The 1,044-nt window shown below is 66.6% G+C and carries 1 protein-coding gene and 1 pseudogene; both read right to left on the minus strand.

What is annotated here, in order from left to right; all coding sequences use genetic code 11:
• Positions 1–182 (minus strand): annotated as a pseudogene (locus tag EOD07_RS35540) (penicillin-insensitive murein endopeptidase); the annotation flags it as partial.
• A gap of 147 nt (positions 183–329) precedes the next feature.
• Positions 330–1,044 (minus strand): SDR family oxidoreductase (locus tag EOD07_RS35545; protein ID WP_164772906.1); only part of this gene is annotated, 715 nt, incomplete at its 5' end.

Genomic DNA, 1,044 nt, shown 5'->3' on the forward strand with positions numbered 1-1,044 from the left:
CAGCCTTTCGAGTAGAAGCCGAAGGATTGCGCCGGCGCGACCGCCGGCAGCTTGCGGGCGCCGAACAGCTCCTTCGCGCGCGGTTCGGCCGAAATGGCGGCAGCCGCCAGCGCGGCGAGCGCCACCAGCGCCAGCGCGGCGGTCAGGAACGGCTTGCGGTCAGGCAGCGATCGCAAATTCATCAGGCTGGGTCCCTCTCCAGTCTTTGCCGCATGGTCGGCGAACCCGCTCAGGGAACGAATCATACCACGCCGCGCGTCCCGCATCGATCTTCAGCGCTGGATCAAGAAGGATGATGTCGTCCGAAAACCGCTTCACACTTTTCGGCATCATCCTCGCATCGGGCTGCGCGGCGCTCCGTCCCGCCAGTTGCCCTCGGCCCACATCCGCTCCAGCGCCACCCGGTAGGTGGGAAACCGGAAGCGGTAGCCGGCCGCCTTGATCGCCTGATTCGCCACACGCTTGTTCTCGCCATAGAAAGACCGCGCCATGGGCGAAAGTTGGGCGGTCTCGAAGGGAATTTCCGGCGGCGGTTCCACCCCCATCAGTCCGGCGGCATAGGCGACGACATCCTGCGGCGGCGCCGGCTCGTCGTCGGTGACGTTGAAGATGCCGCCGAGATTCTTTTCCGCCAGCAGCCAGAGCGCGCCGGCTATGTCGTCACAATGGATGCGGTTGAACACCTGGCCCGGCTTGACCAGCCGCCGCGCCGTGCCGTCCTCGATGTTGGCAAGCGCATTGCGGCCGGGCCCGTAGATGCCGGACAGACGCAGGATCGCCACCGGCTTGTCGATCTCGCGGCCAAGCGCCAGCCATTCCTGTTCGGCTGCCACCCGCATCACCGAGCGCTTCGACACCGGCCGGCAGTCGCTCGCCTCGTCCACCCAGGCGCCGCCATGGTCGCCATAGACGCCGACGGTGGAGAGATAGGCGATCCATTCCAACGCCGGCATATTTTCCCGTAGCGCATCGCCGGCGGCGTTCAGCACAGGGTCGCCGGCCTCGTCGGGCGCGATCGAGACGATGAGATGCGTGGTCTGTGCA

This window comes from Mesorhizobium sp. M2C.T.Ca.TU.002.02.1.1 (assembly GCF_003997225.1).